This window comes from Lactococcus protaetiae (assembly GCF_006965445.1).
GTDB classification, from domain to species: Bacteria; Bacillota; Bacilli; order Lactobacillales; family Streptococcaceae; genus Lactococcus; species Lactococcus protaetiae.
On record NZ_CP041356.1, the window covers coordinates 2,050,951 to 2,073,285 of the forward strand.

The 22,335-nt window shown below is 36.1% G+C and carries 13 protein-coding genes, 3 pseudogenes and 1 riboswitch; of the genes and pseudogenes, 3 read left to right on the top strand and 13 right to left on the bottom strand.

Annotated features, from left to right (window positions below; genetic code table 11):
* Window positions 1–24 precede the first annotated feature (24 nt).
* Window positions 25–903 carry an ABC transporter ATP-binding protein gene (locus FLP15_RS09800; protein ID WP_142766964.1) on the bottom strand — a complete coding sequence of 293 codons (879 nt, stop codon included), beginning with the start codon at window positions 901–903 and terminating at the stop codon, window positions 25–27.
* Window positions 904–1,088: 185 nt separating this feature from the next.
* On the opposite strand from FLP15_RS09800, the gene FLP15_RS09805 reads away from it, so the two are divergent.
* Window positions 1,089–1,646, top strand: coding sequence for a TetR/AcrR family transcriptional regulator (locus FLP15_RS09805; protein ID WP_142766965.1), 558 nt, complete (start codon window positions 1,089–1,091; stop codon window positions 1,644–1,646).
* Between the two features lie 317 nt (window positions 1,647–1,963).
* Here the strand turns inward: FLP15_RS09805 and whiA are convergent, their stop codons facing one another.
* The 5 genes and pseudogenes from whiA to cls all read right to left on the bottom strand — a co-directional run bounded on the left by whiA (window position 1,964) and on the right by cls (window position 8,030).
* Window positions 1,964–2,890: a DNA-binding protein WhiA gene (whiA, locus tag FLP15_RS09810; protein ID WP_142766966.1), complete on the bottom strand. Its 927-nt coding sequence runs from the start codon at window positions 2,888–2,890 to the stop codon at window positions 1,964–1,966.
* A 253-nt stretch (window positions 2,891–3,143) separates the two neighbouring features.
* A complete protein-coding gene (locus tag FLP15_RS09815; RefSeq protein WP_142766967.1) occupies window positions 3,144–4,124 on the bottom strand; it encodes a gluconeogenesis factor YvcK family protein in 981 nt (326 codons plus the stop codon).
* Window positions 4,121–5,008, bottom strand: coding sequence for an RNase adapter RapZ (rapZ, locus tag FLP15_RS09820; RefSeq protein WP_142766968.1), 888 nt, complete (start codon window positions 5,006–5,008; stop codon window positions 4,121–4,123). The genes FLP15_RS09815 and rapZ overlap by 4 nt, the downstream gene beginning before the upstream one ends.
* Before the next feature lie 143 nt (window positions 5,009–5,151).
* Window positions 5,152–6,479 (bottom strand): annotated as a pseudogene (locus FLP15_RS09825) (RsmF rRNA methyltransferase first C-terminal domain-containing protein).
* A 105-nt stretch (window positions 6,480–6,584) separates the two neighbouring features.
* Window positions 6,585–8,030, bottom strand: coding sequence for a cardiolipin synthase (cls, locus tag FLP15_RS09830; protein WP_142766969.1), 1,446 nt, complete (start codon window positions 8,028–8,030; stop codon window positions 6,585–6,587).
* A 273-nt stretch (window positions 8,031–8,303) separates the two neighbouring features.
* Between cls and FLP15_RS09835 the strand changes: the two genes are divergently transcribed.
* On the top strand, window positions 8,304–8,657 hold the full coding sequence (locus tag FLP15_RS09835; RefSeq protein ID WP_142766970.1) for a YxeA family protein: 354 nt from the start codon (window positions 8,304–8,306) through the stop codon (window positions 8,655–8,657).
* Window positions 8,658–8,906: 249 nt separating this feature from the next.
* The gene (locus tag FLP15_RS09840; protein WP_142766971.1) at window positions 8,907–11,441 is read left to right on the top strand and encodes an HAD-IC family P-type ATPase; all 2,535 of its coding nucleotides are present in this window, start codon (window positions 8,907–8,909) and stop codon (window positions 11,439–11,441) included.
* 70 nt (window positions 11,442–11,511) lie between these two features.
* Here FLP15_RS09840 and mgtA read toward each other — a convergent pair whose 3' ends face one another.
* From mgtA to FLP15_RS09870, 7 genes and pseudogenes are all read right to left on the bottom strand, one after another.
* Window positions 11,512–14,196: a magnesium-translocating P-type ATPase gene (gene mgtA / locus FLP15_RS09845; protein ID WP_245392074.1), complete on the bottom strand. Its 2,685-nt coding sequence runs from the start codon at window positions 14,194–14,196 to the stop codon at window positions 11,512–11,514.
* 321 nt (window positions 14,197–14,517) lie between these two features.
* Window positions 14,518–14,677, bottom strand: a riboswitch (M-box (ykoK) riboswitch).
* 166 nt (window positions 14,678–14,843) lie between these two features.
* Window positions 14,844–16,749 (bottom strand): annotated as a pseudogene (locus FLP15_RS09850) (PTS fructose transporter subunit IIABC).
* The gene (locus FLP15_RS13225) at window positions 16,739–16,978 is read right to left on the bottom strand and encodes a PfkB family carbohydrate kinase (protein WP_245392054.1); all 240 of its coding nucleotides are present in this window, start codon (window positions 16,976–16,978) and stop codon (window positions 16,739–16,741) included. Before FLP15_RS13225 ends, FLP15_RS09850 begins: the two are co-directional and overlap by 11 nt.
* A 180-nt stretch (window positions 16,979–17,158) precedes the next feature.
* Window positions 17,159–17,665: a PfkB family carbohydrate kinase gene (locus FLP15_RS13230; RefSeq protein ID WP_223804619.1), complete on the bottom strand. Its 507-nt coding sequence runs from the start codon at window positions 17,663–17,665 to the stop codon at window positions 17,159–17,161.
* A 103-nt stretch (window positions 17,666–17,768) separates the two neighbouring features.
* Window positions 17,769–18,464 (bottom strand): DeoR/GlpR family DNA-binding transcription regulator, encoded by a 696-nt coding sequence (locus FLP15_RS09860; protein ID WP_142766973.1) that lies wholly within the window; start codon window positions 18,462–18,464, stop codon window positions 17,769–17,771.
* 794 nt (window positions 18,465–19,258) lie between these two features.
* Window positions 19,259–20,412, bottom strand: a pseudogene (locus FLP15_RS09865) (amidohydrolase).
* A 66-nt stretch (window positions 20,413–20,478) separates the two neighbouring features.
* On the bottom strand, window positions 20,479–22,242 hold the full coding sequence (locus FLP15_RS09870) for an oleate hydratase (RefSeq protein ID WP_142766974.1): 1,764 nt from the start codon (window positions 22,240–22,242) through the stop codon (window positions 20,479–20,481).
* Between the last annotated feature and the right edge of the window lie 93 nt (window positions 22,243–22,335).

Here is a 22,335-nt window from a genome sequence, read left to right on the forward strand (position 1 = left end):
TCATTATTTTCATCTCCCAACTTTTTATTCATAGTGACGCATAAATAAATCTTCAAGCGTTGGTGGCATAGATTCAAGTTTTTTCACACCATATTGTGTAATCGTTGATAATATTTCATCTACTTTATCACTATCAGCTTGGAAGCTTGCTTTTGTGCCATCAATTTTTAAGTCATGAACAGAGCTAAGGGTTTCAAGACCTGTCGGAACTTGCCCTGTTTCAATCTTATATTGATAACGCGTTAAATGTCGCAAATCCTCAAGACTACCAGTTTCTACGATTTCACCTTTACGGATGACTGCAACACGGTCTGCCAGCTTTTCAACTTCAGACAAGATATGACTTGATAAAAGAATCGCTTTCCCTGCAGCTTTAAGCCTTCCAACTTCTTCCTGAAAAATCGCCTCCATCAATGGGTCAAGTCCAGAAGTTGGTTCGTCAAAAATATATAGTTCAGCATCGCTTGATAGCGCTGCAATAAGTGCAATCTTTTGTCGATTTCCTTTAGAATAAGACCGAGCTTTTTTCTTTGGGTCTAACTCGAATTTTTTAATTAATTCATCTCGTTTAGCCGCATTTCCTTTACCATGAAGCTTCAAAAAAAGATCAATAATCTCTCCTCCTGATAGATTGGGCCAGAGATAAACATCACCTGGAACATAGGCAATTTGCTTATGAATCTCAATGGCATCTGTCCAGACATCTTTTCCAAATATTTTGGCTGAGCCACCATTTGCACGGATAATACCAAGCAAAGTCCTAATCGTTGTTGATTTACCAGCACCGTTAGGTCCGATGTAGCCGAGCACCTCTCCAGCATTGACATCAAAACTTACATCTTTGAGCGCTTGAAACTTACCAAAGTTTTTTTGAAGCCCTTTTACTTCGACTACTTTTACCATAATTAAGTCCTCCATAAGGATAATTTCATTGTTTATAAAGTAATTTATGAACTAAACTTAACTTTATAGTTCATATTGTACTCTTTTCCTTGAATTAGTTCAACAAAAAAGCTATAATTTTTTATAGAAAATAGATTTGTCAGTACTGACAGTTTTTTGTCAGTAAGATTGGAAAGGTTTTCCTCATGAATCAAACAGAAAAAAAGAAAAAAGCCATTTTAGACACGACTTTTACATTGTTGAATGAAAAAGAAATTAAAGAAATCACTGTTGATGAAATTGCTCAAAAAGCAGTAGTGTCAAAGGTTACATTATTTAAGTATTATAAAAATAAAAATCATTTAATGAACATTGTCATTATGCACGCCTTTGAAAATATGGCAGCACAAGTTGAAGAAATCATTCAAAGCGATCTGAACTTTGAAGAAACTTATGAGGGAATCACCCAAATGAAGCTAAAACAGCTTGAGCATTATTCTCCGATATTTTCTCAAAATTTGATGACACAATACTCTGAAAGTCCTGATTTTTTCGATACCGATGCTGTCACGGTGCAGATGAAAATTTATGATAAACTTTTTCAAAAAGGACAGGATGAAGGTAAAATTTCAAAAGACTTCACCAAAGATGACTTCCTATTTCTTGTCAATATCTTCATCTCAGGAATGAAAGGTTTATCCGCAGATTACCTATTTCAAAAAACTGGGATACTTACCCGCTTTTTCATTAATGGACTAAAATAGTTCTCCATTAATAAAACTTGATAAATCAAAATAAAAAAATGGGATTTTCCCATTTTTTTATATCTGTCAGTACTGACAAAAACCAATCAGTATGCTGACAGTCTCAATTTTATCAAAGCAAGTGCGTGGCGCAGCGAAGATAGCGACTAGAGAAAATGGACAAATGTTTTATGAAACTCCTACTGATACTGTTTAATTTCTAAATGTTCCATTTAGAAATTAAAGTTTGCGTTACACGCAAACCACTTCTTGCGCGAGCGCAAGGCAGTATCTTTGCAGTTCATCGCATTGTTATACATATATCATAGACGCAGCATTTAGCCCGTATAAACACCTGAGTTTTTAAGTTCTTTTGCAACTTCAACAAGTTTGCGTAGACGATGATTGACCCCCGATTTTCCAAGTGGTGGATCTAAAAGTTCTCCCAACTCTTTAAGCGTAGCTTCTGGATTTTCAAGACGTAATTTAGCAACTACGGTAAGTTGCGTGGGAAGTTGTTCAAGTTCTTTTTTTTCGTTTAAAAAATGAATGGCTTCAATCACTTCTTGGCTTGCTGCAACTGACTTAGCAATATTTGCATTTTCAAAATTAGACTGACGATTCGCAAGACCTCGCATTTCTCGAATCATCTTAGCATCCTCAAATTTAAGGCGTGCCTGCATTGCTCCGATTAATGTTAAAAAATCCATGATTTCTTCTGCTTTAGAAAGGTATAAAATCCAGCGATTTTTTCGTTCAATGACTCTAGCATTTAGCTCAAATTTTCTAAAAATCTCCTGCAGGTCTTCTGCGTGTTCTTGATAAACATTAGCAATAGAGAGTTGGTATTCGCCTTTTTCTGGATTATGAAGACTTCCAGAAGATAAAAAAGCTCCTCGTAGATAATCACGGCTCATCAGATTATCATTTTTTACAAAATCAGGAACACCATTATCCAGCATCAACGCATCTGCAAGACTCAATTCATCAAGAAGCTCCGTAGCACCATCTTCAATAAATACAGTATAAACTCTATTTTTTGACAAGGTTGTTTTTTGGTGGACACGAATTTCTGCACGAATTTCATAAAGTTCAAGCAACATTTGATAGATATATTTGGCAGTCCCCGCATTTTCAGTTGCAATAGATAAGGTCAAACCACCAGAAATACCAACCGAACCATTCATTCGGACAAGAGCTAAAAGGGTGCCAGTCGTTGCAAGATTACGGGTTAACTCTTTTTTGACATCACTTGTAAAACTCATTTTTTAACTCTTTTCATTCATTTTTGTTATTGGAGCTGTGAAATCAACTCGCTTTACCTTTGATGCCGAGCATGAACAGCCTGCCTCTCCACTTTGCTACACCATCTATTGCAGAGGAAGCAATCGCAGCTTATATCAGCGTAGTTCGACAAAAAAGCAGAGTAGAGTTGTCCTCATTGTCACTGACAGAAGTTTTTGAAAGCATTATCAATTCTGTCAGCACGCTGACAGAAAAAATTCTACTTACAGTTCATCAATCTTTTATCTGTTGCTGAGAAATAGCAATAATCTCTTGCGCTACCGCTTCACCATCATGAAACGCTCCACCATCACGAAGCTCCAAAAAATTATTTGATACAATATTAACTTTTTCAGCTTTGAGTGCTTCAAAATCATGTTCAACCTGAACAAGATACTCATCAAATTTATTAGTATTCATATACTCTTCTGGTACTTTTTCAATATTTACAAGTACAGTATCAATGACATTTGTTCCTAAATGTTCATGCAACACGCGCACATGGTCTGCATCAGTAAAATACTCCGTTTCACCACGTTGTGTCATAATATTGCATACATAAATGATTTTTGCTTTCGTTTTCCAAAGCGCTTCACAGATTTCGGGAATTACAATATTTGGCAAGATAGACGTAAAAAGTGAACCAGGTCCCAGTACGATTGTATCTGCTTCCATGATAGACTTTACAACATTTCTTGAAGCAACAGGTGTATTCCCCGTTGCCGTTTCAGTTAGATAAACATGGTCAATCAATCCTTTATGACCGGCAATATGACTCTCACCAGCCACTTCATAACCATCCTTAAAAACAGCGTGCAAAGTCAGTGCAGCATCTGATGAGGGGTAGATTTTACCATCAACATGAAAAAATTTCGCTAATGATTGAATGGCTCGATAAGTTGAGCCTTGCATTTCAGAAATAGCAGCAATAATCAAATTTCCCAACGGATGTCCAGCAAGCTCCCCATCTGCCTCATCAAAGCGATATTGTAAAATATCGGCATAAAATTTTGGCATATCAGACATTGCAATCAAAACATTTCGTAAATCGCCCGGTGGTGCAATACTTACAGCCGAGCGAATTCGTCCAGATGAGCCTCCATCATCTGCCACTGTCACAATCGCTGTTAAATCAACTTTTTCTTTTCTCAATGCTCTCAGAACGACAGGAATACCAGTGCCGCCTCCAATTACAACTATTTTGGGCTTACTCATGAACGATTTACCGTTTCCTTCCTACGGTCTTTGTCACGATGGCTTGTATTCAAATGCCAATGTTCTTGAAGGGTTTTTGATACCCGCTCTGCAAAAGCTACAGAGCGATGTTGACCGCCCGTACATCCAAATGCAATTGTTAGAACAGATTTTCCTTCTTTTTGGTAAGCAGGCAAGATTGGAACTAACATTTTCATAAGATTTTGATAAAATTCCTCAGATTGCGGATGGTTCATGACATAGTCATAAACCTCTTCATCCGTTCCATTTTTATCACGAAGTGTTGGAATATAATGAGGATTAGGTAAGAAGCGAACATCAAAAACCAAATCTGCATCTAATGGAAGACCATATTTAAAGCCAAAAGACATCACTTCAATCCGAAAAGTTGAAGCAACACTCATTGAAAATTGTTGCAAAATTTTAGAACGCAAATTACGAGGGGTCAATTCACTCGTATCAATAACCACTTCCGCTAAATTTTTCAAATCACTCAAAATTTCGCGTTCTTTGGTAATTCCATCCAAAGTTCTACCGTCAATAGCCAGCGGATGACTCCGTCTGGTTTCTTTGTAGCGCGAAACAAGTTCTGAATCATTTGCATCCAAAAACAATAGTTTAAAATTAATTTGTGAATTGTCTGAAAGCTCTGTCACGATACTATATAAATGGTCAAAAAAGCTTCTCGAACGCATATCAACAACCATTGCAACTTTGTCAATTTTATTGTCAGGCATATTCAATAATTCAACAAATTTCTCAATCAAGGTCGGCGGCATATTATCAACTGTAAAATATCCCATGTCCTCAAACGACTGGATTGCCACAGTTTTACCAGCTCCTGACATCCCTGTAATGATAACAACATTAAGTTCTTTACTCATTTGTTAGGTTCCTCTCATTTTTGTCTTTGAAATGACTATCCCTCATCTTGAAAAACATCATCTCTCTTTTTTACTCACTGACAGATTTCTGTCAGTACTGACAACATTCTATTCATTCACTTATGACTCAATATCATTCAAGTCTAATATGAAAAACGCAAACCCTTTGGAAAATAATTTTTAACGACACCATTAACAAATTTGGCAAAACCCAAACCATTTCCGTTAATAACAAGCTGCACCCATCCGTTACTGATCGTTTCATTAATCGCTAGAGTCTCTCCAGCAACATATTTTCTAAATTGTTCTTCATTAATTTCTAATGTTCGCACCACTTCTTCTGGTCTCAACGCCAAACCTAGAGCAAAAGAAGGTTCAAAACGATTTTTCTTAAAAACTCCCAAATGCAAACCATTACGAGCAATCTTTAACTTAGATAAATCAGGCAAAGCCTCTGGTAAAAAATATAAATTATCACCAAAAACCTGTAAAATACCCGCTGACAAAAAATCTGTCAGTAAGCTTTTCTTATAAAACTCATCCATAATTTCTTTTGTTCATTGGTCAGTTTAGATTTACCAACTTTAACTTTTTTGTCAGTAACTTTATCACGTCTGTCATTAAATTTAGCAATAAATTGTCCTTCTCCTAGAAAATGATGAGGCCAACAACGCACAACCTCTGGCATATCAATTCCCTCTGATTGTCCATTTATTTTCGGAATATTCGTCAGTGTCATGGTAGGATAATTTTCTAATACCCATCTCACAATATCCTCATTTTCTTCCTCAGACCATGTGCACGTTGAGTAAATTAATGCCCCACCAGGAGCTAGCATTTGCATGGCTTCCCCAACGATTTCGCGCTGTAAATTCGCACATTTCTGAGGATAATCACTAGACCAATACTGTATTGCATCAGAATCTTTACGAAACATTCCTTCACCAGAACACGGAGCATCTAGTATAATAGCATCAAAATATTGCGTAAAAACCTTAGCTAGTCTCTTGGGACTTTCATTAAGAACAACTACATTTCTAGCACCAAATCTTTCAATATTTTCCACCAAAATTTTACTTCGTTTATGAGAAATCTCATTTGAAACTAATAATCCTTCATTTCCCAAAAAACTAAGTAAATGGGTGGATTTACCTCCCGGTGCTGCACACAAATCAAGCACTTTCATCCCTGGCTGAATCCCAGCACTTTCAACAACCACCTGTGCCGCAGGTTCTTGAGAATAGACGAGACCGCATACGTGTTCAACTGACTTACCAGAGACTTTCCCATAATATCCAAAAGAACTTTCAGAAATAGCTTCATAGTCTCTACTTTCAATACTACTCAAGTTTTTTAAAGGGTTTATCCGAAAGCCACTCACTGCTTCTCTATCAAAACTTTTTAAAAACGCTTCAAAGTCATTTCCAAGAATATTCTTATATTTATCTAAAAATTCTACAGGTAAATCCATTTTAACCTCATTGAAATCATTATTTTCTCATAAAATATCTATGTCTGATTCAATACATTCATTGACATACAAATCACTAACTACTGTAGAGCCAGTCTGGTATAACTACAGCATTGGGGAAATAAGCCGTGCCAATCCTTCTTTAAATCGAATCCAATTTGAACGTTGTTCATAAAGCTCAAGCGTCAATCCTTGACTCAACTGCAAGTCTTTCATAAAATCACTTCTCAATTTTTGGGCAATATCATAATCATATATTACCACATTTGCCTCAAAACAAAGTTGAAGACTCCGATAATCCAAATTCGCTGAACCAACTGAAGCGTACTCTCCATCAATAATTAACGTCTTAGAATGGACAAAACCATTTTCGTAAGTATAGACTTTCGCACCATATTTAACCAAATCTGCTGCATGAAAATAAGTCGCCCAATAAACTAAAGGATGGTCTGGCTTATTCGGAATCATCATCCTTACCTGAACACCAGATAAAAGTGCCAATTTCAATGATTCATGCAGAGCATCTGAAGGAATATAATAGGGCGTTTGAATCACAATTTCACGTTCAGCACCAGAAATCATTTTCATATAAGTTAACTTAATCTGTTCCTTATCCTCATCTGGCCCAGAAGTAACCAACTGTGTCGCAACATGCCCAATTGCAATAGAATCAGGAAAGTAAGGCTCACCCTCTGTAATCTCAAACTTATGTTGTGAATTCCAATCTAAAATAAAACGATGTTGCAAACTATAGACAATATCCCCTGTTAAACGCAAATGATTATCTCGCCAATAACCAAATTTTTTCGTGACCGAAGCATACTCATCTCCAACATTAAAACCACCAGTATAACCAATCACACCATCAATGACCACAATCTTACGGTGCAGACGATAGTTTGTTCTAGGATTAATCAAAGGCATAATTAAAGGGAAAAACTGTGCAACTTGCCCTCCAAGTTCAGTCAATTCCTTAAATTCCTTTAGCTTCGTCTTATTAGAGCCCCATGCATCCATCAACAAGCGAACCTCAACCCCACGCCGACGCGCAGCAAGCAAAGCATCATAAATTTCGTGACCAAGATGGTCCATTCTAAAAATATAATATTCCATATGAACATGATGTTTTGCCTTATTAATGTCCTCGATTAGAGCATCAAATTTTTCTCTACCGTCATTAAAAATTTTAACATCAGTATTTGTTGAAATAATTGATTTTTCTTCAACATACAACATATTGATGAGCTGTCCAATCACATGATTCTTTCGCATCTTATTAACAAAAGCACGATCTGAAAAAGCTTTTTCAGCGTGACCAAGTTGCTTTTCAAAACCAATATGAAATCTTTTTCTATCTTTAAAAATACGATAATGTGAAATCCCACGCCCAATCAAAAGATACAAAATAAATCCTAAAACAGGTAAAACATTAATCACAAAAAGCCACGACCAAGTCGATGCAGTTGATTTTCTCTCCCTAAAGATAATGATTAAGGATAAGAGAAAGTTTAAAAAAAACACAAACAACTCAAAAAGTGCAATAAAATTCATGTTACTCCTTCCAATAAACCCCTATTTATTCTTCTATTATATCATACCCCCTAACCTGATATTTACTCAGAACATTCTTTACACTGTCAAATCCTAATAAACCAATAAATAAAGTTAATTTTCTAATCAAACATTTATTCAAAACTTACAAATTTGTAAGTTTTAGAATACTTTCCCGTGATACTATGGATGAAGAAACAAAAAAAGTTAAAACTAAAGAGATAATTTTCTTAGTCTACTTTTAACTTTTAATATAACTTATTGAGGTGAAAAATGAAAAAAATAATTTTATCCATTCCTTTAATCATTATTGCATTATTGTCACTAACCGCATGCAGTAAAGAATTTGATGATAGCTTCAAACAATCTGTATACTACACAAAAATAGAAACCAGTCCAGATCAAAGCAAAGACAGCGAAAACAAACCATACTATCTCTATCATCAAACATTTGTAAACGACAAAGGAGAAACTGTTAAATTTGACATGAAAGAATATCGTAGCGAACCTTTAAAATTAGACAGCTATTTGAAAGTCATGATTAACAAAAAAGATGGCGTAAAAAGTTGGGAAGAAATATCCAAAAACGCTATTCCTAACACTGCTCTAGACAAACTAAATAAATAATACTCACTATACTCAATCACACCATGACTGCTATTTCTTAACCGAAACAAAGCAGTTATTTTTTTATTTTTCCCCCTTTGTAGTCTGTCTTATAAATTTCTTACAATATTGTAAGCTTTAATCGTCATATCTTTGTTAAAATAATAGTATATAATCAAAAAATATACTCTAACCTACTAGATATACCTTCAAGTTTTCTCTTTAAACAAGATGAGAAAATATAAATTAAAGATACGATAGGAGAAATATATGAACAAAAATATAACAGAAATGCGAGGACTTTCTAAACCAGAAGTTGAACAACAAATAAAGTTAGGCAACATCAATACAATAACTGTAAACGCAGGGCAATCAGTGAAGGAAATCATTATTAGAAATACAATGACGCTCTTTAACCTTCTGAATCTAACCTTAGCAGTTGTGGTCATTGCAATCGGTTCTTATAAAAATACTCTATTTATACTGTCAGTTATTATCAATACAGGGGTAGGAATTTATCAAGAAATCAAGGCAAAACGAATAATCGAGAAACTTTCCATCCTTACTCAAAACAAAGTAGAAGTTATCCGAGATGGTCAAAAAATTACCATCAATAAAGAAAAAATTGTTGTAAATGACCTCTTGTGCCTAACCAAAGGTATGCAAGTTCCTGTTGATACAATTAGCCTAGAAAATGGACTTTACGTTGACGAATCAATGATTACTGGAGAATCAGATATCGTCGAAAAAAAGGTTGGAGATTTGATTTATTCAGGTTGCCTCGTTTTACAAGGACAAATTAAAACACAAGTACAATCAGTGGGAAACAATACATTCGTCAGTAAATTAACTAGTGAAGCAAAAAGTTTTAAAGATACAAAGTCTAAAATACAGCAATACATTGATAAAATTTTAAAAATCATCATGATTGCTATTCTACCAGTGACAGCCCTCGTTTTACTTAATCAATTCTTTCTTACACACCTAGATTTGTCAATAATTTCGCAACGTGAAATTGCCATTTTGGGAAGTGCCGCAGTTATATCAAGTCTAATTCCTGAAGGTCTAGTCCTTCTGACATCCGTTGCCTTAGCTGCTGGTGTCATAAAACTTTCAAAAAAACAAGTTTTAGCCCAAAATTTATCAGCCATCGAAACACTCGCACGAGTTGATGTGCTTTGTCTTGATAAAACTGGAACAATCACAGAAGGCAAGATGAATGTCGAAGAAGTTCTCTACTATACCGACAATAAGGAAGAAATCAATAATGTCCTTTCTTTTATCGTTGAACATGACACCGAACAAAATGCATCAATAGAAGCTCTCAAAAACAAATTTGGAGGTTTACAATCTAGACTTGATTTAGTTCAATATATTCCTTTTTCATCAGAGATTAAACAGCAGGCTATTGAAATTAAAGACAAGGGCGTCTATACTCTTGGGGCTTTTGATATGATTTCAAACAAACTAGAAAATCAACAAAAACAAGATATTGAATTTGCTTTAAAGAGAGGCTATCGAATCCTCGGACTTGCACATAGTTGGTCGCCACTAAAAGATAAAACAATCCCTAAAGATACTAAGATTATTTGCCTCATTTTTTTGAAAGATAAACCTAAAAAAGAAGCCAAAAAAATATTAGAATACTTTGAAAGACAAGGAACAGAAATCAAGATTATATCAGGAGATCATCCAGAAACTGTTCTAAATATTGCTCATGATGTTGGTATAAAAGGAAGTGCACGTAATCTCAACGAACTTCCTAAAGATGCAGAAAGCTTACAAAAAATCGCAGAAGAAACCACCGTTTTTGGACGAATTACACCTGAGCGTAAACGAGATTTGATTACCGCTTTACAATCAAACGGGCACACAGTAGCCATGATTGGCGATGGTATAAATGATATTCTAGCATTAAAAAAATCAGATTGTGCTATTGCGCTAGGTTCAGGAAACGAAGCCACAAAATCTGTTGCCCAATTTGTCCTATTAGAAAATGACTTCTCTGTTCTTCCTTCTGTAGTACAAGAAGGCAGGAAAGTCATCAACAATATTAAACGAGTCGCAGGGATGAATCTTCTGCGAGTAATTTACACATTTGTTTTAATCATCCTACTAGTTATTACCCGAAAAATCTTTCCACTTGAATCAATTAACCTAATGCTCATGGGAATCTTTACTGTTGGAGTTCCTAGTGCTTTGTTAATTTTAGAAAAAGATGAAAAACCAAGCACAGACGATTTTTTCAAAAGAATAATAGTAAATATAGTTCCAGCAGGAATATTAATTGGGATTACCATTTTTACTATGCTAATCCTTCCTTACAAATTTCCGCTCTATTCCATAGCAGCTGAGGGACATTTAGCTACCAATTATGGCGCTTATTTGAGTGATGTTACTCTGATTATTGGTTCAGTTCAGCTGTTCGCCTTATATTTATTATGCCGTCCTTTAAGTAGATATAGGGCTAGTGTCATTGTTGGTATGACTTTAGTTTTCTACACAACTTACTTCATTCCACCTATCACAAAATTTTTAGGGATTGCTCCTCTACAAAGCTCTCGCTTTATCATCCCAACATTGATTTGTATTGCTTTGTTGCTTATCGTTCGTATGCTTATTTTAGATGGTAAAAAAGTAAACAAGCTAAAACTTTCATTACTTTGCCTAAGTTTAATGATTCTTCTCATTTTTGCTTCAGCAAAACTGCGACAATTTCAAAAAAGGATGGCCTATGAAAATGATAAATACATCCAAGTTTTACCAGATGACTGGTATCATGCTCAACGTGACAGAAACTCTTGATTAAATTATTTATAGTGAAGTTACAACAAAAAAGAGTCCTCATTTCGAGAAGACTCTTTTTTTGTTGTAGCTAAAGCAACTCACCATATTTAGCAATAAATATTTTCTTGAAAACTGTGACTAGTAGCATATACATCGTCACCGTCAGTAAAAGCCAAGGGAAAAAGCTAGCAGGTAAAGCTTCCAAACCTATTGAAGCACCAAAAGTTGTGAAGGGAATAATAGTAAGACCAATAATTCCCAAAAAAGTTAATAATGTAAGAGAAAGTGAAGCATGGCTCTTTAAAAATGGTATTTTTGGAGTACGAATCATATGAATCACAAGAGTTTGTGTCCACATAGATTCTACAAACCATCCTGAATGAAAAAGAGCAATAAATCCAACATAAGCCGCACTTCCCGGTGTAAGTGTACTAAATTCTCCAAATGTCGCAGGACATATCACAAAAAACATCAGTAGATAAGTTGTGATATCAAAGACAGAACTTGTCGGACCAATCCATAACATAAACTTGCTGATAGAACTTGCTTCCCATTTCCTAGGTACTGTCAAATAGTCTTCATCAACATTGTCCCACGGTATTGCAGTACATGACAAATCATAGATTAAATTAAGCAAGAGAATATGAATAGACAACATCGGAATAAAAGGTAAGAATGCACTTGCCACTAATACAGAAAACATATTACCAAAGTTAGAGCTTGCGGTCATCTTAATGTATTTAATCATATTTGCATATGTTTTACGTCCTTCAATAATTCCTTTTTCAAGAACTGTCAAATCTTTTTCTAGCAAGATAACGTCCGCTGATTCTTTCGCTATATCGACAGCTGTATCAACAGAAATACCAACATCCGATGACTTCATTGCTGCTGCATCGTTGATACCATCTCCCATATATCCAACACTATTTCCATTGTTTCTCAATGCTGTCACAATTCGCACCTTTTGTTGTGGGGATAATTTAGCGAATACACTCATTTTTTCTACATCTTTTGCCAGCTGCTCATCATCCAATTTATCTATATCAGAGCCTAGTAAAATATGGTCAACGGGTAATCCAACTTGACTACAAATCGAACGTGTTACCTTATCGTTATCACCTGTTAGTATTTTTACTCCAACACCGTATTTATTAAGTGCTTTAATCGCTCTCTTTGTAGATTCTTTGGGTGGGTCTAGAAAAGCAAGGTAGCCCATTAAAACCATCTCTGACTCATCTTGCACAGAGAATATTTCGATTGGAGAGGGATTGGTTTTTTGAGCTACCGCAATCACTCGCATTCCCTTTTCATTAAGTTCATCAACTTTTTCTAAAATATACTTTCTAACCTCATCTGTCAATCGTACGATATCGCCCTTATATTCAGCGAATTGACAAATATCCAGCATTTCTTCAACAGCCCCTTTAGTAATGAGTTGCGTTTTTTTGCCTAGCTCTTCTGTATTACTTTGCACAACAACACTCATTCGACGTCTCTCAAAATCAAATGGTATCTCATCAATCTTTGTATATCTACTACTAAGCCCGCTTAATTCTGAGAATTTTGTTTGATTATTCTCAGTAGCTTGGATAATTGCAAGATCCATTAAATTTTTGAGACCAGTTTGGTAGTAGCTATTTAGAAAAGCGTGTCTGAGTACACGAGTATCTTCTTGTCCCTGTATATCAAGATAATGCATCAAAACAACTTTATCTTGAGTCAAAGTTCCTGTTTTATCCGTACAGAGAATATTCATTGACCCTAAATTTTGAATAGAATTCAGATTTTTAATAATTGTTTTTTCTTTTGACATCGTTACAGCACCTTTTGCTAAACAAGTCGTTACAATCATTGGTAGCATCTCTGGAGTTAAACCTACCGCTACGGCAAGAGCAAATAAGGTTGCCTCCATCCAATCCCCTTTAGTGAAACCATTGATAAATAAAACAAAGGGTACCATAACAAGCATAAATCTAATGAGAACCCATGAAACTGAATTTACCCCTTTTTCAAAGGTGGTCTTAACAGAATCTTCATCAACACTTTTTGCCATTTCTCCAAATATTGTATCATCACCAGTAGCAATAGCCACTCCAAATGCAGTTCCACTAATAATATTTGAGCCCATAAATGCAAGATTTGTAGCTTCAGTTAATGTATCATATTTATCATTCTTCAAACTCGCTAATTTTTCTACGGGCTCACTCTCTCCAGTAAGAGAAGATTGACTGATAAATAAATCTTTTGCTTCTATAATTCTCAAATCGGCCGGAATCATGTCGCCTGCTGATAAGTGAATAATATCTCCAACCAACACTTCTTCAATCGGAATTTCTTGACTTCCGATTCCTTTTCGATACACATTTGTTGTAGTTCTAATCATCTTCAGAAGATTTTCAGCAGCATTCCCACTTCTAGTCTCTTGAACAAAACGTAGTATCCCAGAAATTAAAACCATTGTTGTAATAATGAGTAATCCTGTCGGGTCCTCTTCTCCAGGTGTTGCTAAAATAATATCAGTAAATGCCGATATTAAAGCTAAAATAAATAATATTATTGTAAATGGATTAATAAATGCTTGGTATATACGCTTTACAAACGAAGTTTTTTTACCTCGCGTAATTTTGTTATCTCCATAAAGACTGCGAGAAACTTCCATTTGTTTCTCATTCAATCCTTCTACTGTTGTACCTAATTTTTTAAATATTTCTTCCTTGTTTGCTTTTGTTGCGAATTCTAATCTTCTTTGAATTGCTTCACGGTGCATCATATTTGCATTTGCTTTATTCGTTACACCTGAGCTTCTAGTTAATCTTTTTTTCATTGGTCTGTACCTCAATTTCATAATAATAATAATAATAGATTTTGATTATACAGCTCCTAGACTTTGGGCTACATTAAATAAGACGATGAAAACGAACAGTTGTTTTCATCATTTTGTTCTGCTGTGGCCTATCAGGGTCAGAGCTGCTGATACTTTGTTCTTCCATTCGTTTTCACCTCCTTTTCAACACAAAAAAACCTTGCCTACGTAACTTGAACATAGACAAGGGAATAATTCCAAAAAAAGCTAACACCACACAGTGAAACCAATTCATGTCATCGTTCAAGCTTTAGCTCCACAGGGCGATGTTGTTGCACTATTTCATGCCTTGTTTTTCGACATGAACTGTTGGCCCTCTCATCGTGTCTCCACGACTCTGCGGCAGCAACCCGTATCCCTGTGGTAGCCTCACCTACCGATAGTTAGCTTTAAAAACTAACCACGATTATTATATATTTTTATCTCACTATTGTCAAATCTTTTTCTAATAATCTTTAAGATTAATGATTTTGATTATTCAAGAGAACACTAACAAAAAGCGGTAGTTAGCCGCTTTAATTAATTTTTAAACCAAAATTGTGCTTATTTCAAACTTATTTTACTTTCTTCAACGCTCCAAATAAAACTCCTGAAATTACAGCTCCAATCAAGATAAATAAAAGATAAAGTAACGGATTGTTTGTTAGCGCTAAGACAAAGATTCCTCCATGAGGTGCCATTAATTTAATATTGGCGAGCCCTGTCAATCCTCCAGCCACAGCTGCACCTACGAAAAATGACGGAATAGCTCTAGCAGGGTCAGAAGCCGCAAAAGGAATAGAGCCCTCTGTAATGAAAGATAAGCCCATCACAATATTAGTTAAACCAGAATTGCGTTCTTCTTTAGTAAATTTGTTTTTGAATAAAAGCACTGCTACTGTTGTTGCAAGTGGAGGAACCATACCACCCGCCATTACAGCTGCCATTACAACTGAACCACCATCAGCTACTGTCGCAGCCAAAGTTCCGGTTGCAAAAATATAGGCTGCTTTATTGATCGGACCTCCGAGGTCAATTGCCATCATTCCCCTACAACCAAGCCGAGTACCAATGCAGATGCACCAGATAAACTATTCAAAAAGCTTGATAAACCTGTGTTGATAGCAGCCATTGGTATATTGACAAATAGCATCAAAAATCCAGTAATAAATGTACCGACTAACGGATAAATTAATATCGCTTTAATTCCATCCAAAGATTTTGGTAAAGCTTTCGTCCACTTACGAAGTAAAAGAATAACGCCACCAGCTAAGAATCCACCGACCAAAGCACCAAGAAATCCTGAAGGAATCATCTTTGCAGGGTCAAGGTGACCAAATGCCAATCCTGAAGAAGCCATTGAGCCAGCAACGAACCCGGCTACTAAGCCTGGTTTATCCGCAATTGAATTTGCAATAAACCCAGCTAATACAGGGAGCATAAATGCAAATGCTGCTCCTCCTACATTTTTGAAATAAGCTGCAATTGGATGATAAACACCCAAGTTTGCAAGTTGATCATGAGGTACTCCCATTGCTTGGTCAATTAAGAAAGCCAAAGCGATTAAAATCCCGCCTCCAACAACAAAAGGAAGCATTGCGGATACCCCACCCATTAAATGTTTATAAAATGCTTTCCCAAGCCCCGTCGCAGTTTCTGAGCTTTCTTCCTCTGTATTTTCCCTTCAAATACTGGAGCCTTACCAGAAAGTGCTGTTTCAATCAGAATTTTTGGATTACGAATTGCTTCTGCAACTGGTTTATTTACAAGTTCTTTGCCAGAAAAACGATTCATTTCTACCTTTTTATCTGCTGCAACGATGACTGCATCTGCTTTTTTAATGTCTTCAGTGGTTAATTTATGATCAATACCGCGTGCACCATTAGTTTCGACTTTAATTGCAACATTCATTTGAGCGGCTTGTTTTTTGAGCGCTTCTTCTGCCATGTAAGTATGTGCAATCCCTGTTGTGCAAGCTGTCACTGCAACTATATAGTGTTCTGCATTTTTTACTGTTTCTATCTCTTCTGCTTCATTTGATGAAAAAAGTTCTAAAACTTCACGCGGATAGTTAACCGCTTTCAATTTACTGTTAAAACCATCTTTGAGCAAGAATTTTGAAAGTTGCGCCAATGCTTCTAAATGAGTATCATTAGCACCTTCTGGTGCTGCAATCATGAAAAATAGATGGACAGGTTGATGGTCAAGCGCTTCATAATCTACCCCTATTTTTGACTTTGCAAAAAGTACAACAGGCTGAGTGACAGCACTGTTCTTACTGTGTGGCATAGCAATACCCTCACCAAGTCCTGTTGAAGTCTGATGTTCGCGAGCTAGAATCCCTGTTTTAAATGTTTCAAAATCGTTGACATAGCCTTCATCAACAAGTTTTTGAACCATTTCATCAATAGCAGCAAGTTTGCTTTGCGCTTTAAGGTCAAGAATCATGACCTCAGATTTTAGTAAATCTTTAATTTCCATTGATTGAAATCTCCTTTATTTCAACTTTTTTATAAATTTCATTAACAAATTCTCGGGTAGGCATATCTTTTGAGAATGCCTTCGCTGTACCACAGGCTATAGCTTGCCTGAAAGCTCTCAATAAATCTTTTGTTTCATGATATTCCGCTAAAAATCCTGCAACGGTAGAATCCCCTGCACCAATTGAATTTTTCAATTCTCCTTTGATTCCTTTGGCAAAATATACCACATCACGACTAAAAAGAAGTGCACCATCCCTGCCATCGAAACAATAGCATGCTGTGCCCCATATCTAACAACTTTTTACCAAATGGTATAATTTCTTCATTTGTTTTCAAAGATGTATTAAATATAGCTTCAAGTTCTTCACGATTGGGTTTGATAAGCAATGGATGATTTTTAAGAGATTTTAATAATTTTTGACCATCAATATCCAGAACAAAAGAAGCCCTCTGGTCTTTACTCTTTCAATTAATCGTTCATAAAAGTCTTCTCCTAGTGCTTTTGGAATTGTTCCTGCAAATACAACAATATCATCTGCTTTTAAGTTTTCAAATTTTTGAACGAAAGCTTGTATCTCGCTCTCTTTTAGGGTTGGTCCAGCAGCATCTAAACTGGTTTCTTCATCTTCTGTTTTGAGCTTCACGTTAATTCTTGTTAAGGAATCAATCGGAGTAAAATCTGATAAAACACCATGTTCATTCAGAAATGCTCTAATATACTCTCCTGAAAAACCTCCCAGAAAGCCTAAAGCTGTAGTTGGGCTTTCCATTAAACTCAACATTCGGCTTTCCATAATTCCTTTGCCTCCAGCCGATACTTGTGTTTGAGAGGTACGGTTAACCTCGCCAAGCGATATTTTTTCATAATTCATAAAATAATCTAAGGCAGGGTTTAATGTTACTGTGTAAATCATATTTTTCTTTCTAAAGTACTGCTATCGTTTTCTTGTTATAAAATCAATCGTGTGTCTTGCCAGTTATAGTTAATTATTGACAGTGCATAATTTTAAAGCAAAATTAGTCTGTCAGCAATTCAAATTCATCTGGCTGTGCAAATTTAATAAAACTCATTTGACCGTTTTTGGATGAATCTGCCAAAACATAAGATTTTTGGCTTTGCTTAATGGCTAGAGATTTAACGGCAGCTTCTTCATGGTCTGGTGTCATCGCTCCATGAATTTCATCTATCGCGTTTGCTCCTATAAACGCAAGGTTAAATTGATAATTTGAAAGCTGAGCTAAAGTTTGGCTGCCGACAATTGCGTCTGTCACTTTTTTTACACGTCCTCCTAACAGATAAACAATTAGTCTTTCATCTGTTAGTTTGGAAAGATGTGTGACAGAATTTGTCACAACTGTCAAATATTTTTGAGAATGATTGATTAAGTCAGCCAAAATGCCCGTTGTAGTCCCTGCATCTAAAAAGATAATATCTCCATCTTTTATTTTTAGAAGTGCTTTTGCAGCGATTTTCTCTTTTTCTTGAATGTTTTTGGAAGTTTTTTCGAAAACACTCAATTCTTCTGTGAGATCTTGTAGAAGTTCTGCTCCTCCGTGTACTCTACGAAGTATTTTCTCTTTTTCTAACTCATTCAAATCTCTACGGAGAGTTGAAATTGAGCCTTCAATCACAGGAAGTAATTCTTCAATCGTTGCTCGTTTCCTATTTTTTAAATAATCAGTAATATTTTTCTTGCGTTCATTCGCTAACATTCTTTACCTCCCTCACTTATACTGGAATTAAAATATTGTGGTATAGTCCTACTATAGAGCGGTTTTACATAACTTATAGTTTTTGTTTTAATGTGTTTAAATATCAAGTTAAAAAATAACTATTTCCTCATGAATTCGTTTACAGAAATAGTATATCATCATTTTCTTTCAAAATCAACCTAAAACTTCCAAAAACTATCATTTTTATTAAATAAAAAAAAGAAATACAAGATAAAGATGTATTTCTTTTTTACTGAGCTTTCATTTTAAAAATATTTTTTAATTTTTATCTCTTGATAGTTGAAGTGATTACTTCATCAGTAGGAGCTTCTTTCTCTCCTACTGATGTTAGTAGAACGAAAGCAAAGCTTGCCATTTCGCCTTATCGCTTTGCCCTTTGCTCTTACTGCTTTAGCAGTTAGCTTCGGATGACCATAGGACATTTGTCCGTTTGCTTAGGGCTAAAGCCCCAAGAGCAAAAGGCATTGGCTGTAAGGCACTAGGTGAAACAACTAGCATATCCGTTGCTGCTTTAGCGCAAACGGCTATCCTATAAAGTGCCGATGAACATTTGTCCTCTATCTCTAAGTCACTAAAGTGACAAGAATAGAGGCAACGCCAAATGGCAATCAAACGGACAGCGGAGCAACGAAGGTGCGTAGACCGTTCGTAGAACGGCGTGCGAAGTACGTAGCGAGAATCGACAGCGCAGTGAAATGGAGATAGAGCGAATGGACAGCGGAGCGAAGCGGAGATAGTGCTGCTTATCCCTCCACCTTATAGAGGTGGGGGATTTAGCAGGCACTTGCTTGGTTAAAATATTCTAGTAGGCTTTGAGCAGATTGAATATAGTATTCGACTGCCACAGGGATAACCTCATCTTTAACAATCATATCCGAAAAGTGAAGTCCTGAACTACCCGATTGATTAGAGCCAATAAAAGCAAATACACTTGGAGCTTGCTGCCTATAGTTAGCAAAATCCTCCCAGCACTTGAAGGTTCTGGAACAACAAATGATTGATGCCAGTGCCGAGTGGCTTCGCTCAAAACTCTTGTTAATTCTGGGTCATTATAAGTTAGATCAGCCTCCATTTTCCAATTGATTTTTGCTGAAACAGCATAAGCTGCCGCTGTGGACCCTATAATTTCTGTAAATCTCTTTTTGGCGTGTTGACGTGTTTCATCGGAGAATGTACGAATGGTTCCTTCAAACATAGCTTTATCTGGAATAACATTCCATGTGTTTCCAGATTCAATATGAGTCACCGATACTACCGCTGCTTTGAGTGGCGAAATATTTCTTGAAACAATCTGCTGTAGATTTTGAATAATTGCACTTGTTGCTAAAATAGGGTCTATGCCTTCGTGAGGATATGCGGCATGACTGCCACTCCCTACAACATTTACTTCAAACTGCTCAACTGCAGCCATAACTCCTTCTTCACGTAATCCAATAATTCCTGTACCAAGTGTTGGAATATTATGATAACCAATAAAAGCCTGCACATCAGAAACAAGACCACTTTCAAGGACTTGTCTGGCTCCTAGCCCGATTTCTTCTGCAGGCTGGAAAATTAATTTGACTGTTCCTTTAAGTTCTTTTTCGTGTTCTTTTAAAATCTTTGCTGCACCCAAAAGACTTGTCATGTGTAAATCATGACCACAAGCGTGCATTAATCCTTCATTTTTTGATGTGAAAGGTAAATCGGTCTGTTCATTGATTGGAAGTGCATCAATATCGGCACGTAGAGCAATGACTGGATTGCCGTTTCCAACTTTTGCAACTAGGCCTGTTTTTAAATTTCCATCTAGAATTTCGATATTCCAATCCGTCAATTTTTGTTGGATGAAGGCGGTAGTTTTAAGTTCGTGTTCCGAACGCTCTGGATGGGCATGAAGATAATGTCTGATTTCTTCCAGTTCTTTATTAAATTTTTCTTCAATCATAACATTTATTTTAACAAAAATAGTGAAGCATTTAACTTCACTATTTTCAATGATTAGATTTAATTTTTAAATCAAGCCAGCATCTTTTAAGACTTCTTCTATGTATGTGCCTTTGAGTTTTTTCAATCCTAACTTCAGTGCTTGTTTTTTAATAAGTGGCAAATCCATTTCTTCTAGTTTTTTCTTATCTGAGAGATAATATACTGAACCTGCGAGTGCCCGTAAATCATAGGCTGATGCATAAACTTCCGGTACTCCTCGGTCAACATCAAGAAGTTGATAGGCGGCTTCCATCGCTGTACGGACAGAATATTCTGTAGTAAATACTGTATCTCTTTTAGTTTCTGCAAAATTTCCTAGAAAGGCAAGATTGACAGAGTCTTTTGGTACTACAAGTGGACGGTCTCCAGGTTCACGAAGCATAAAGTACGATGTGATGAAAGGCATATAAACGGGAATTGTATTCGTATTTTCATGTACAAAATCAGCGATTTCATCAATAGGCATCCCCAGATGATAGAGTAATTCTTGCGTGATTTCTTCACCTGTGCATTCTTCAATCGGTTTTTTGATGAAATTTCCTTCGATATTGGAGAGTAAACCGTAAACCCAGGTCACAGTTTCTTGGTCTTTTTGTTCTTTAAAATGTGGCTGACGGTGGGTTGTAAATGATAGCAGCCAATTGGAATCTTTCACTGTGATGATTCCACCTGTGACTACTTTTCCTGAGCGAAGTTCACGATGAGTGAGTTTTTCAAAATAAGGTTGGATTTTCAAATTTTTCCATGTGACTGTTGCTGACACAAACCAACTTTCTTTTGGTAAGTTCTGACAGAAAACGTCTGGATGACCAAATTCTTGTGACTGTGCTGACAGATTTTTCCAAAGTTTCCATGATCCTCCAAGTTCGTGAGTAATGGGTGCTGGCTCAAGTGGTGAGCCCTGAGTGGAGCTTTCAGTGATTGAGCCATTAGTGACAAAGACCAAATCATTTTCTGTCAGTGCTGACGAACTTCCGTCAGCAAATTTGATTGTTTTTGCAACTTTTTTATTTTCTGAAAAGTCAACTTCGATATTTTCTACTTGTGAACCGTAGCGGAAATCAACACCTTGACTTTGTAAATAAGTGATGAGGGGTTTGACCAACGATTCATATTGATTATACTTGGTAAATTTTAGTGCTGTGAAATCTGGTAAGCCTTTGATATGGTGAATGAAACGCATAATATAACGGCGCATTTCAATTGCTGAGTGCCATTTTTCAAAAGCAAACATGGAACACCAGTAGAGCCAGAAATTTGATTCAAAAAATTCTTCTGTAAAGCAATCCTCGATTTTCTTGCCGACAAGTAGCTCTTCTTTCGTCATAAATAATTTGACAATTTCATCTTGAGCTTTTGGGCTTAATGTAAATTGTCCATCATCGGAAACACGGTGTCCACGTTTATGAATTATTCGACAATTTGACGAATTAGGATCTTCTCTGTCTAGATAATAAAATTCATCCAAAACGGACGCATTGTCCATTTCGAGTGATGGAACTGACCTAAAAAGATCCCAAAGGCATTCAAAATGATTTTCCATTTCACGACCACCACGCACAACAAAACCATCGTGAGGAATAAATGAGCCATCTAATGAACCACCAGATAACGTAAGCTCTTCCAAGATATGAATGTTCGATCCAGACATTTGTCCATCACGAATGAGAAACACCGCAGCTGCAAGACCCGCAAGACCTGCTCCCACAATATAGGCTGATTTTTCTTCGACATTTGCCGGCTTTTTAGGATGCACAAAAGCCTCATAATTTCCATTAGTATAACGCATATTATCCTCCAAATACTCTGATTAACAAAGTATCTATTCTTGATTATGATCTACCATTTGGTAACTCATCATCTTTATTCTGTTGTTATTTTT